Raw genomic sequence first — 12416 nt, forward strand, 5'->3', positions numbered from 1 at the left:
GGGTGGGCACCGTCTGGGTGGCCGCCAATGTCTGCCCCTGGCGGGTGACGATGGAGACGACGGTGCCATCCATGGGGGCCTGGATCCCGGGTATAGCCAAGCTGGGTGCGGGAGCGCTCGACCTTGATGGCGGCACTGTCGATATTGGCCTGGGCATTTTGCAGCTCGGCCCGGGTGACGGCGAGCTGGGCTTCTGCGTTTTCGAGATCGGCCTTTGAACTGGCCTGCTGGCCAAACATCTGCTGCTGGCGGCGATAGGCGAGCTCATATTGCTTGAGCTGAGCCTGCTTGATCCTGAGCTGCGCCTGGCTACTGGCGAGCTCGGCTTGGGCCGTCTTGAGATCGTTCTGAGCGATCAGCGGGTCTATCTCGGCCAACAGCTCCCCCTGTTTGACTTGCTGACCATTCTCGACCAGCAGCCGGGTAACCTGGCCCGAAACCTGGGCACCCACGTCGACTTGTTCCACCGCCTCCAGTGCGCCGCTGGCCAACACGGCATCTTCTATGTCCTGGCGGGTCACCGAGGCGCTCAACAAGGGGGCGGCCGCTTTGTTCGGCCATAGCAGCCAGATGGAGAGAGCGACCAGCAAGGCGGCAATGAGCCAGCGCAGCATAGGGGGGAGGGACATCTTCATCGTGAATCTGGCATCCATGAACGCTAGGGGGAGATAAGAGGAAACATCCTGCCGTAAAAGGCGGCTAAAAGACAACGGAGATCCTGTAACAAAGCTTGTCAACGCAGGACACCTGGGGAGAAGCTTCTTGCGGGAGATGGTAGCCAGGGCCAACGGCACCGGGTTGACCCTGCTTATGTGGCCAGGGCTTGGCAGGGGCTCAGCCAGGAGAAATAGTGCACCGCCTATTGCCACTGGCTGAGCTCTGCAAGTCAGCCCTGACTGAGTTGAGCGGTCAGCCAAGGGAGCCCCTGCTTCTTGCGGCTCACCATACCGGGCAGGGTGATGGCTTGCTTGGGCAGCTGTGGCAGCGACCTTTTCGGGTGAGGGCAGGCGCAGATCCGGCTCGCCCCTTCGCCAAGATCCGTCACCATCAGCACGTAGGCATCCAGGTCATCGGTGTGCACTCGTTGCGCCATTTCGCGTTCGAGTTCCGCCATCATGGGTGTTATCTGGGCCAGGCTGCTGACTTCAATCTGACTCATCACCAGGTTGACCCCTGCCACCTGATAGCCCTTCTCGTCCTGGCGCAGCAACTGAGCGGCACTGAGTCCACTGAGATCGGTCTTGGCTGCCAGCAACTGCTGGCCAAATTCGGCAAGGCTCAACTCGGCCAGAGGCGCTAGCCGCTGACAGGCAGCCTCATCCAAGGGAGTGGTCGTCGGGGAGGTGAGGCAGAGGGTGTCGCTCATGATGGCACCAAGCAAGAGACGGGCCTGGGGGCGGGTCAGCTCGTCGAGCAGACTGAGCACTATGGTGGCCGAGCAACCTACTGCGCGGATCCAGGCATCGAAGGGCGCCTCGGTACGCAAGGAACCGAGTCTGTGGTGATCCACCAGACCTACGATGTTGGCGCGGGCCAGGCTCTCTGGTCCTTGCTCGAAATCGCTGAAGTCCACCAGCCAGACATCCAGCCCATCCAGCGGCTGGGTCAGCAGGGCCGGGGACTCCCTGCCGGCGCACTCCAGAATAAAGCGGGTTTCGGTGCGCAGCTCTCCCAGGCGCCAAGGAGTGGCGGGCCGCCCCTGACCGTTGAGCCAGTCTGCTAGTACCAGGGCACTGCAGATGCTGTCGCTGTCGGGATTGCGATGGCCGAATACGTGGATCATGAAAACCTCGGGCTGGATGACCTTATGCAAGATAGGTCGTCAGCATATCATCCCGGCACTGTGGCGGGGATTGATCCTGACGCCGGATGATGTCCGCAGGAGCGGGGGGAGATTAAAGAGGCCTCATGTGCAAAGAGATAAGCCAAGCCCGCTTCACCCGGGCCGCCCAAGGAGAACGAGAGATAGATTCTCTTGCGGCTGGAGCTGTTGGTGCTCAGCCCCTCTGGAGGGCGTGAGGCAGACCTGTTTCACCAAAGGTGAAAAGGCCTGCCTGCAGAAGATGGCTCTCTCTGGCGTCATGCCCGAGGAGTAGGTCACTATTCCACCCGCAGGCTGGCTGCAGGATCAGGCCTGCAGCAGCTCACGGGCATTGGCCAGGGTATTGTCGGTGATCTGATCGCCGCCAAGCAGACGGGCGAGTTCGTTGAGGCGGGCCTTGCTGTCGAGGGCACTCATCCGTGTCTCTGTGGTCTTGCCGTCGGTGTGCTTGCTCACCACCATGTGCTGATGACCATTGCCTGCCACCTGGGGCAAGTGAGTGACCACCATCACCTGGGTCGACTCGCCGAGCTGGCGTAGCAGGCGGCCCACTACGGCGGCGGTGGGGCCACTGATCCCCACGTCCACCTCATCAAAGATCAGAGTCGGAGTGGCAACCTTGCGGGCACTGATCACCACAATGGCGAGGCTGATGCGCGACAGTTCTCCCCCCGAGGCCACCTTGCCGAGCGGCTGCATGGGTTGGCCCGGGTTGGTGCTTACCACGAATTCTACCCTGTCTATCCCCAAGGGAGAGAGGCTGGCGTTGGCATCCGGCTTGATGTCGATGGCGAAACGGCCATCGGTCATGGAGAGTTCCTGCATGCTGGCCGTGACCAGGGTAGCCAGCTCGGCGCCATAGCGCTGGCGGCTCTGGCTCAGGGCATCGGCAGCTTGCAAGAAGGCGTTGCGAGCTTCGGCCAGTTCGGTTTCCATCCCCTCGAGGCGCTGCTCATCGGAGTTGAGCTGCGCCAGGTCACTGGCCAGTTCCTGATGGTAATGAGCCAGTTCGGCGGGTTTGACATGATGCTTGCGGGCCAGATTGATCGCCCGGGAGAGGCGGGCCTCGAGTTCGTTGAAGCGCTCGGGATCCAGCTCCAGCTTGTCCAGATAAACACGCAGCTCGCTGTGGCTCTCCTGCACACCGATCAGCGCCTCATTGAGCATGCCCAGTACCGGGGCAAGCCGGGCATCCATGTTGACCAGTCCCTCTGCTCTGTCCACCGCGATTTGCAGTAGGCCGGCGATGGTGGTCTCTTCGTTGTCATAGAGCAGATCCAGACAGAAGCCACACTCTTGCATCAGCTCGGTACCGTTGGCCAGCCGCTGGTGTTCCTCCTCGATCGCCTCGAACTCCGCGGGTTGCAGGGCGAATTCGTCGAGCTCCTGCACCTGGTATTCGATGAGTTGGCGGCGAGCTTCCCGCTGTTGCTGTTCGGCCTTGAGACGGTTCAGTTCGTTTTGCAGCTGACGCCAATGCTGGTAGTGGTGGCGAACGTCCGCCAGCAGCAGATGGTGGCCAGCGTAGCCGTCGAGCAGGGCGAGCTGGTAGTCGGGTTTGATCAGCAACTGGTGGGCATGCTGGCCGTGTACGTTGACCAGCAGTTGACCCAGGCTGCGCAATTGGGTCAGGGGCACTGGCACGCCATTGACATAGCTGCGTGAACGTCCCTCGGCCGAGACCACCCGTCGAACTATGCACTCCCCCTCGCTCTCAAGCTCATTGCCAGCCAGCCAGGCACGGGCCTGGGGATTGTCTTCAAGCAGGAAGCGGGCGCTGACTTCCGTCTTGTCATTGCCGGGGCGCACCATGGCCGCTTCGGCACGTTCGCCGAGACAGAGTCCAAGGGCATCGATGGCGATGGATTTGCCAGCACCCGTCTCCCCGGTGATACAGGTCATGCCGGGTTGCAGATCGAGCTCGAGAAACTTGACGATGGCGAAGTTGTTGACGGTCAGTTGGGTCAGCATGGTTTCATCCTGTCTGGGCCAAGATTACTGTGTATGCATCCAGTATATACTGGTCTTATATACAGTAAAGAGGGCGCGCGGATTTTTAGCGCCACGAGCTGAACTGGACCAGAGGGTGGCCATGCCAAGAGGGGCTTTCTTCCCTTGTCTGATGCCGTTACAACTTATTGATAGAATACACTTGTAGCGCAAGGGTGGCTCGGACACACTCATTAACATGCTTGGTCCTTGTGGGGCCCGGGCGCGCCTGGACGGCTGACCAAGGATTGGCAGCGATCCTCATCAAGGATGACTCATGACGATCCATACCCCGACGCTATTGCTCATCTCCCTGGCAATCAACTTGATGTCGGCTCTGCTCATGCTGTTCATTCATCGGCTCAAGCCGGGGCGGGGTAACTTCCTGCTCTGGTCCCTGTCGGCGTTCGTGTTCTCCTTTTCAATACTGCTGCTCTGCCTGGGGGTCATGACGGATCACGTGGCTCTTGGGCTGTTTTGGGGCGGTTTTACGTCTCTGATTTGTGTGTTGCTGCTGCTTGCAGGTTTCTATGCTCTTTATGACAACCCCTTGAATACGTGGCGTGTCCGGTGTTCTGTTAGCCTCTTTCTGCTCAGCTATCTGGTATTGGCCAGCCTGTTTGATGTGCGCTTGGTGCTGGCGCTTATCGAATCAGTCATCTATCTGTGGTGTGCCTGCCTGATCTTCTCCTTGAGCCAGACTCAGAAGCGGGTGCTGCATACCGTCTCTCTCATCTATCTGGTCCATTTCGTGATCCTGTTGAGTCAGGGCATCGCTCTGCTCGTGCAGGCATTGGGCCCGGACCAGCAAGCCAAGCAGTGGTTGCTGGATGTGATTTTCTTCATGCATATGACCCTGACCATAGGGTCCGTGCTTCTGCTGCCGTTGGTCGCGTATACGGAGAGCGAGCAGACGCTGCTCATGCTCTCGGAGCGGGACCCCCTCACTGGGGTGCTCAATCGACGTGGGCTGTTCAAGTCGGGCGATGGCCAGGCGGATGGGCTGTTAAGCGTGGTCGTACTCGACATTGATCACTTCAAGCAGGTCAATGACCGATTTGGACATGGGTGTGGCGACGAGGTGATCCGCTTCGTTGCCCAGACGCTGATATCCGAGGTGCGTAAAGACGATCTGGTCGGGCGGATCGGGGGTGAGGAGTTCGCCATCATCATGCGGGGGGTCAGCGATCAGGATGCGTTCTCCATCTGCGATCGCATTCGCAGCCAGATAGAGACGCGCTCCCGCCAAGGGGCCTGCCTACCCTGTGAGGGGATCACCGTCAGCGTGGGAGGGATCTGCTCTTGCGGCCAAGGCGATCTGGCGCAGTTGCTGCTGCGCGCCGACGAGGCCATGTACAGGGTCAAGGGGGAGGGGCGCAATGGCGTGCGTTTCTTGCCCGAGCTGGAGCGCCACCATCTACTGGTGTAGAAGTAGTATCAGCTGGGCCAGAGTCCCTGCCCGATCCGTACTGTGCGGGTCTGGCTGGAGTAAATGAGGGGGAGGCCAGCCTCTCCCTCGATGAGCTGACTTAGAACAGCTTGCTGCCCCAGCCTAGCTTGTTGCGCAGCACGTGGAAGTAGCTGTAATCGAGCGGGTGCACCAGATGCAACTTGTGGCTGCTCTTCTTGATGAGGATCTCGTCCCCCGGTTGCACCGCGAGCGTCACCTGGCCGTCACAGCTCACCTGCATGGCGTCATCCTGATTCTCGGGGGAGACCAGCAGCCGTACCTCGCTGTCGGCATCGAGCACTATGGGGCGACTGCTCAGGGTATGGGGGAACATGGGGACCAGCGTCATGGCATTGAGCTTGGGGGTGAGGATGGGGCCGCCCGCCGACAGGGAATAGGCGGTCGAGCCGGTCGGCGTTGCGATGATGATGCCGTCCGCCCGCTGGCTATACATGAAGCTGCCATCGATGTAGACCTCGAACTCTATCATATGGGCTATCTTGCCCGGGTGCAGCACCACCTCGTTCACCGCCAGATTGGCCGATTTGCGCTCCCCATGGCGGTAGACGGCGGCTTCCAGCAAGAAGCGGTGCTCGCTCTTGAAGTGGCCCGATAGCACCTGCTCCAGGGGCAGCAGGTAATCTTGCGGTGAGAGATCGGTCAAGAAGCCAAGGTTGCCCCGATTCACCCCGATCACCGCCACGTCGAACCGTGACAAGACTCGCGCCGCGCCCAGCATGTTGCCGTCTCCGCCCACGACGATGGCGAGATCCGCCTGCTCGCCAAGCTGGACCAGATCCATGACGCTGTCGTCCACTATACCGAGAGTCTGGGCGACCCGGCTCTCGATCAGCACCCGAAAACCCCGAGTGCTGAGATACTGATGCAGGCCGCTCAGCGTCTGGTTGGCGCCTTCGTGGTGAGGCTTGCCGATGAGGGCGATGGTTTTGAAAGGGGAGTCCATCATGGGTTCGAATGCTAGGTGAATGTGGCTGCAGTATACCTTGATTTGCTTCTCTTTTGTCTGCCTGCTCGCAAGATGCCCCCCCGTTTGTCATGGATAAAGCCGAGCCATCAACAGACCCTCATGGGGAAAGCGTCACGTCATCTCCCGCCAGAGTGCATCCGTTGCCAGCCAGTCAGACTGCGCATGGCGGAGAACGCCGCTGCCTCGCCTTGACCAGGGCAAAGGGCAGATGATCACCTTTTCCCCTTGAAAGCGGGGGATGCATCCCCATAATAAGCGGCAATGAACGAAGTAACCCCTAATTGGAGATGTCATGAACCACGAAGAACAAAAGGTTGAAGCGATGGAGCAAGTCGAAACCCAGCCAGTCGAGCCGACCGATGTAGACAGTGAAGTGACAGCCGAGCTGGTGCGTATCGCCGAGCTGGAGGCCAAGGTGGCCACTCTCGAAGCGGCTGCCGCCGAAGAGCGTGAACGCGCCATTCGTGCCGTCGCCGAGATGGAAAACCTGCGTCGCCGTGCCGCACTGGACGTCGAAAAGGCCCATAAATTCGCCCTGGAGAAATTCGCCACCGAGCTGCTGCCGGTGCTCGACAACCTGGAGCGTGCCATCGATCTTGCTGACAAAGAGAACGAGGCGCTGGCGCCGATGATCGAAGGTGTCGACCTGACGCTGAAATCCATGCAGAGCTCGGTGGCCAAATTTGGCCTGGTGGCACTGGATCCCACCAACCAGCCGTTCGATCCCAATGCCCATCAGGCGATGAGCATGATCGAGAATGGCGAGCTGGCGCCAAACACCGTGATGGCGGTGATGCAAAAAGGCTACGAGCTCAATGGCCGCGTCATTCGTCCGGCCATGGTCATGGTATCCAAGGCCCCTGCCTGATCCCCGCGCCATTGCCGAGCCCGTCGCGAGGCGGGCTTTTTGTTGGCTGGCGGTCAGCCAGCGGGGTCGGTCCCATGAGAAAAGCCCCTGGTTTTTTACGGTCAGCCCTTGAAGCTGAACGACCAGACCCCATATAGGTGACAAGGTACGGCGGTAGTAAGAATTTGCTACCGGGAGCTTGAAAGCACATTGCTTAGCCCCCACCTAGCCGTTAACGCATTAAGGCGAGCGATTCGTCTGTTTAATCTAAGTATTTGGAGATTCGTCAAATGGGTAAAATCATCGGTATTGACCTGGGTACTACCAACTCCTGCGTCGCCATTCTGGATGGCGACACTGCTCGCGTGATCGAGAACGCAGAAGGCGATCGTACTACTCCGTCCATCATTGCCTATGCCGATGATGGCGAGATCCTGGTTGGTCAGCCGGCCAAGCGTCAGGCCATCACCAACCCGAAGAACACCCTGTTCGCCATCAAGCGTCTGATCGGTCGCCGTTTCGAAGATGAAGAAGTGCAGCGTGACCTGAAAATCATGCCGTACGCCATCGCCAAGGCTGACAACGGTGATGCCTGGGTTGAAGTGAAAGGCAAGAAAATGGCACCGCCGCAGATCTCTGCCGAAGTGCTGAAGAAAATGAAGAAAACTGCCGAGGATTATCTGGGCGAGCCAGTGACCGAAGCCGTTATCACAGTACCGGCCTACTTCAACGATGCCCAGCGTCAGGCTACCAAAGATGCCGGTCGCATCGCGGGTCTGGACGTCAAGCGCATCATCAACGAACCGACCGCTGCGGCATTTGCCTACGGCGTGAACAAGGTCAAGGGTGAGCGCAAGGTTGCCGTCTATGACCTGGGTGGTGGTACTTTCGATATATCCATCATCGAGATCGACGAAGTTGAAGGGGAAACCACCTTCGAAGTACTGGCGACCAATGGTAACACCCACCTGGGTGGTGAAGATTTCGACAACCGCGTCATCAACTATCTGGTTGACGAGTTCAAGCGTGAGCAGGGCATTGACCTGCGCAACGACCAGCTGGCCCTGCAGCGTCTGAAAGATGCCGCCGAGAAAGCCAAGATTGAGCTCTCTTCCGCTCAGCAGACCGACGTGAATCTGCCGTACATCACCGCAGATGCCACCGGTCCCAAGCACATGAACATCAAGGTGACCCGCGCCAAGCTGGAGTCCCTGGTGGAAGACATGGTGAAAGACTCGCTCGAACCGGTCCGTACCGCACTGAAAGACTCCGGTCTGGCAGTTGGCGAAATCGACGACGTCATCCTGGTGGGTGGTCAGACCCGCATGCCAATGGTGCAGAAGACTGTGGCTGACTTCTTCGGCAAAGAGCCGCGCAAAGATGTCAACCCGGACGAAGCCGTGGCCATGGGTGCTGCCATTCAGGGTGCCGTACTGTCCGGTGAGAAGACCGACGTACTGCTGCTGGACGTCACTCCGCTCTCCCTGGGGATCGAAACCATGGGCAGCGTGATGACGGCGCTGATTGAGAAGAACACCACCATACCGACCAAGAAGTCCCAAGTGTTCTCTACCGCCGAAGACAACCAGTCTGCCGTGACCATTCACGTGCTGCAGGGTGAGCGCAAACGTGCCAGCGACAACAAGTCCCTGGGCCAGTTCAACCTGGAAGGTATTCGTCCGGCTCAGCGCGGTCTGCCGCAGATCGAAGTGACCTTCGACATCGATGCCAACGGTATCCTGCACGTCTCTGCCAAAGACAAAGAGACCAACAAGGAGCAGAAGATCACTATCCAGGCTTCTTCCGGTCTGTCTGATGAAGAGATTGAACGCATGGTACGCGAGGCCGAAGCCAACGCGGCCGAAGACAAGAAGTTTGAAGAGCTGGTGCAGACTCGCAACCAGGCTGACGGTCTGGTCCACTCGGTCCGCAAGCAGATTGCCGAAGCCGGTGATGCGCTGCCAAGCGATGACAAGACCAAGATCGAGACTGCCCTCTCCGAACTGGAAGCTGTCATCAAGGGTGACGACAAGGCCGTCATCGAAGCCAAACAACAGGCTCTGATGGAAGCGTCCCAGAAGTTGATGGAAATTGCCCAGCAGCAGGCTCAGGCGCAAGGCGCCGGTGCCGATGCAGGCCAGTCCTCCGCTTCTGCCAAGGCCGACGACGACGTGGTCGATGCCGAGTTCGAAGAAGTGAAAGACGACAAGAAATAAGCCACACCCAGATGGGCAGAGCCCGCTCTGCCCATCGGCTTGATCAATGAATTTACGGGCGTTGGGTGACCAACGCCCGTCTGCTTAACTGCTGACAACGCAATAGGATGAGTATGTCGAAGCGCGATTTCTATGAAGTGCTCGGGGTGGCCAAGGGTGCCGACGAGCGCGAGATCAAGAAGGCGTACAAGCGTCTGGCGATGAAGTATCACCCGGATCGTAACCAGGGCGATGCCGCATCCGAAGAGAAGTTCAAAGAGGTCAAGGAAGCTTACGAGATCCTGACCGACGAAAATCTGCGGGCCCGCTATGACCAGTACGGTCATGCCGGCGTGGATCAGAGCCAGGGTGGCGGTGGCCACGGTGGCTTTGGCGGCGGTGCCGATTTTGGTGATGCCTTCGGCGACATCTTTGGCGACATCTTCGGTGGTCGCAGCGGCGGTGGTCGTCGTGGCCCGGCCCGGGGTTCTGACCTGCGTTACACCATGGAACTGACCCTGGAAGAGGCCGTTCGTGGCGTCTCCAAGGAGATCAAGGTCCCGACTCAGGTGCACTGCGAGGTCTGCAACGGCTCGGGTGCCCACACCGGCAGCCATGCCCAGACCTGTCCGACCTGCCACGGTGCCGGTCAAGTACAGATGCGTCAGGGTTTCTTCGCCGTGCAGCAGGCCTGTCCTCACTGTCATGGCCGCGGCAAGATCATCAAGGATCCGTGCCGCAAGTGCCATGGCGAGGGTCGCTACCAGAAGACCAAGACACTGTCGGTCAAGATCCCGGCGGGCGTCGATACCGGCGATCGCATCCGTCTCTCCGGTGAAGGGGAAGCGGGAGAAGCCGGCGCACCGGCCGGGGATCTGTACGTACAGGTGCATGTCAAAGAGCACGGCATCTTCGTGCGCGATGGCAACGACCTCTACTGCGAAGTGCCCATCAGCTTCACCGCCGCCGCCCTGGGTGGCGAGATCGAAGTGCCGACCCTGGATGGCCGGGTCAAGCTGAAGGTGACCTCCGAGACCCAGACCGGCAAGATGTTCCGTCTGCGGGGCAAGGGCGTCAAGTCCGTGCGCTCCGGTCAGGTCGGCGATCTGATGTGCAAGGTGGTGGTCGAGACCCCGGTCAAGCTGACCGAGTCCCAGAAAGAGCTGTTGCGTCAACTGGACGAGTCGTTCAGCGGTGCCGCCGCCAAGACCCACAAGCCGAGATCGGAAGGCTTCTTCGAAGGGGTGAAACGCTTCTTCGACGATCTGACCCGCTGATCGTCGCCAACCGTGATAGCAAGCCGGCCTCTGTGCCGGCTTTCTTTTTGCCCGCCGTTTAGCCGGAACCTTTGCTATTGAGTGGATCCTGATGAGGGATCCACCTCACAACTCCCACCCATTCCTCCTGTACAAATGTTATTCCGCTCACAGACTGGCTGAAACGGTTTAGCTGATGTATTGAGTTAGCTAAAGCGGTTTAGCTATGCTCTCTTCGCCGATAAAAACAGATCCCGATTGGGCAACACACGACAGGTGAGGAAGATGATGATGTTCAAGAGCAGATTGGCGCTGGCGGTAGCGCTGGGATTAGGGATGAGTGGCCCGCTATGGGCGGCGCAGAGCGGTATCGAGGCCCGGCTGGCGGCGCTGGAGGCGCGGGTACAGGCAGCTGAAGCGAGAGCTGAGGCGGCAGAGAGCCGTGCCAGTCAGGCCGAGGTGAAGGCAAGTGCGGCCAGTGAGCAGGCCCAGGTCGCCAACAGCCGCAGCCAGCAGGTGGATGAGAAGACGGCGGGGGCACAGGGCTTCGAGTTTCACGGCTACGCCCGCTCTGGCCTGCTGGTCAACGGCAATGGCAACGGTGGGCGGGGCGGTCCCTACATCACGCCGGCAGGGTCAGTGGGGGGCGCAGTGGGCCGGCTTGGCAACGAAGACGACACCTACATGGAAGCTAATCTGCTCAAGACCCAGACGTTTGATGACGGCAGCTGGGCACGCTACAAGCTGATGCTGGCAGATGGCGTGGAGACCAGCAACGACTGGACCGCCAGCGATTCGAGCCTCAATACCCGCCAAGTGTTTGCCGAAATAGGCAATCTGGCGAGCTTCGATGGCGCTTTCAAGCATGCGGTGCTGTGGGCGGGCAAGCGCTTTGACCGCGACAACTTCGACATCCACTGGCTCGATTCTGACGTGGTGTTCCTGGCCGGTACTGGTGGCGGCGTCTATGACGTGCAACTGGCCGACAGCTGGAAGGCGAACTTCTCCCTTTATGGCCGCGACTATGGCGACATCAGTGCCAGCGGTCTGTCGGACATAGAGAGCCATATCCTCACCATGAACAACCGCTTCGGCAACTGGCAGTGGATGGTCAACGGCCTCTCGGCCAATGACAACGAGCAGCGCATCAACGACGGTGGCAAAGGAAGCGAGGCGGCAGACAAGGGTGCCCACACCCTGGTGGCTTATCACGCCGACAGCTTCTTTGGCATCAACCCCGGCTTCTCCAAGGCGGCGATCCTCTACGGTCATGGTCTGGGTGCCGAGCTCAAGGGCTTGGGCTCCGACAGCGAGCTGCTGCCCGATGCCGACGCGGTACGCATCGCCGTGTTCGGTGCCACCGATATCGCTCCGCGCTGGCGTTTCGCACCGGCATTGCTGGCCGAGCAGAGCCAGGATCGTTATGCGAAGGGGGACGAGTATCAATGGCTGACCCTCAACACCCGGGTGGCCCAGGTGGTGAGCCAGAACCTCGAGCTGGTCTATGAGGCGGCCTGGCAGTACATGGATCTGGATCCCAAGGGCTACCAGGGCCGCCAGGCGGTGAGCGGCAACTTCACCAAGCTCACCTTTGCTCCCACTTTCAAGGCACAGACCGCCGGCTTCTTCGAGCGCCCCGAGCTGCGGCTGTTTGCGACCTGGATGGACTGGTCCTCCGAGCTCGACAACTACGCCAGCGACGATGCCATGGGCCAGAGCAACTTCACCGCCGGTGGTGAGTGGAACTTCGGCGTGCAGATGGAAACCTGGTTCTAGTTCGTTATCCCGATCACAAAAATGGCAGGTGGCGCCGGGATCTGTTGGTTAGCTAAAACGGTTTAGCTGATAATGCCACCAAGAGAACAGAGC

Annotated in this window: 8 protein-coding genes and 1 pseudogene; 5 read left to right on the forward strand and 4 right to left on the reverse strand. The window is 59.7% G+C overall.

Features of this window, described 5'->3' with window-relative positions:
- The 3 genes and pseudogenes from G113_RS07695 to recN all read right to left on the reverse strand — a co-directional run.
- Positions 1–614, reverse strand: a pseudogene (locus tag G113_RS07695) (efflux RND transporter periplasmic adaptor subunit); the annotation flags it as partial.
- Positions 615–886: 272 nt separating this feature from the next.
- A complete protein-coding gene (locus tag G113_RS07700; RefSeq protein ID WP_040319019.1) occupies positions 887–1783 on the reverse strand; it encodes a manganese-dependent inorganic pyrophosphatase in 897 nt (298 codons plus the stop codon).
- A 345-nt stretch (positions 1784–2128) separates the two neighbouring features.
- The gene (gene recN, locus G113_RS07705) at positions 2129–3793 is read right to left on the reverse strand and encodes a DNA repair protein RecN (RefSeq protein WP_005898223.1); all 1665 of its coding nucleotides are present in this window, start codon (positions 3791–3793) and stop codon (positions 2129–2131) included.
- Positions 3794–4088: 295 nt separating this feature from the next.
- On the opposite strand from recN, the gene G113_RS07710 reads away from it, so the two are divergent.
- Positions 4089–5240 (forward strand): GGDEF domain-containing protein, encoded by a 1152-nt coding sequence (locus G113_RS07710; RefSeq protein WP_005898225.1) that lies wholly within the window; start codon positions 4089–4091, stop codon positions 5238–5240.
- Positions 5241–5340: 100 nt separating this feature from the next.
- On the opposite strand, the gene nadK is transcribed toward G113_RS07710, so the two are convergent.
- Entirely contained in the window at positions 5341–6225 is an 885-nt protein-coding gene (gene nadK / locus G113_RS07715) for an NAD(+) kinase (RefSeq protein ID WP_005898227.1), read from the reverse strand.
- Positions 6226–6541: 316 nt separating this feature from the next.
- Here nadK and grpE point away from each other — a divergent pair, with 316 nt between their 5' ends.
- The 4 genes from grpE to G113_RS07735 all read left to right on the forward strand — a co-directional run bounded on the left by grpE (position 6542) and on the right by G113_RS07735 (position 12323).
- Positions 6542–7117, forward strand: coding sequence for a nucleotide exchange factor GrpE (grpE, locus tag G113_RS07720; protein WP_040319015.1), 576 nt, complete (start codon positions 6542–6544; stop codon positions 7115–7117).
- A gap of 269 nt (positions 7118–7386) precedes the next feature.
- Positions 7387–9312 carry a molecular chaperone DnaK gene (gene dnaK, locus G113_RS07725; protein WP_005898231.1) on the forward strand — a complete coding sequence of 642 codons (1926 nt, stop codon included), beginning with the start codon at positions 7387–7389 and terminating at the stop codon, positions 9310–9312.
- A 113-nt stretch (positions 9313–9425) separates the two neighbouring features.
- Positions 9426–10568: a molecular chaperone DnaJ gene (gene dnaJ / locus G113_RS07730; protein WP_005898233.1), complete on the forward strand. Its 1143-nt coding sequence runs from the start codon at positions 9426–9428 to the stop codon at positions 10566–10568.
- Between the two features lie 264 nt (positions 10569–10832).
- Positions 10833–12323 carry a carbohydrate porin gene (locus tag G113_RS07735; RefSeq protein ID WP_152435983.1) on the forward strand — a complete coding sequence of 497 codons (1491 nt, stop codon included), beginning with the start codon at positions 10833–10835 and terminating at the stop codon, positions 12321–12323.
- Positions 12324–12416 lie beyond the last annotated feature (93 nt).

Source organism: Aeromonas molluscorum 848 (genome assembly GCF_000388115.1).
GTDB classification, from domain to species: domain Bacteria; phylum Pseudomonadota; class Gammaproteobacteria; order Enterobacterales; family Aeromonadaceae; genus Aeromonas; species Aeromonas molluscorum.

What these genes read in the sequence shown, in the direction of transcription:
- G113_RS07700 (WP_040319019.1), bottom strand. Translation starts at nt 1,783, where the DNA reads ATGATCCACGTATTCGGCCATCGCAATCCCGACAGCGACAGCATCTGC.
- dnaK (WP_005898231.1), top strand. Translation starts at nt 7,387, where the DNA reads ATGGGTAAAATCATCGGTATTGACCTGGGTACTACCAACTCCTGCGTC.
- G113_RS07710 (WP_005898225.1), top strand. Translation starts at nt 4,089, where the DNA reads ATGACGATCCATACCCCGACGCTATTGCTCATCTCCCTGGCAATCAAC.
- G113_RS07735 (WP_152435983.1), top strand. Translation starts at nt 10,833, where the DNA reads ATGATGATGTTCAAGAGCAGATTGGCGCTGGCGGTAGCGCTGGGATTA.
- grpE (WP_040319015.1), top strand. Translation starts at nt 6,542, where the DNA reads ATGAACCACGAAGAACAAAAGGTTGAAGCGATGGAGCAAGTCGAAACC.
- nadK (WP_005898227.1), bottom strand. Translation starts at nt 6,225, where the DNA reads ATGGACTCCCCTTTCAAAACCATCGCCCTCATCGGCAAGCCTCACCAC.
- recN (WP_005898223.1), bottom strand. Translation starts at nt 3,793, where the DNA reads ATGCTGACCCAACTGACCGTCAACAACTTCGCCATCGTCAAGTTTCTC.
- dnaJ (WP_005898233.1), top strand. Translation starts at nt 9,426, where the DNA reads ATGTCGAAGCGCGATTTCTATGAAGTGCTCGGGGTGGCCAAGGGTGCC.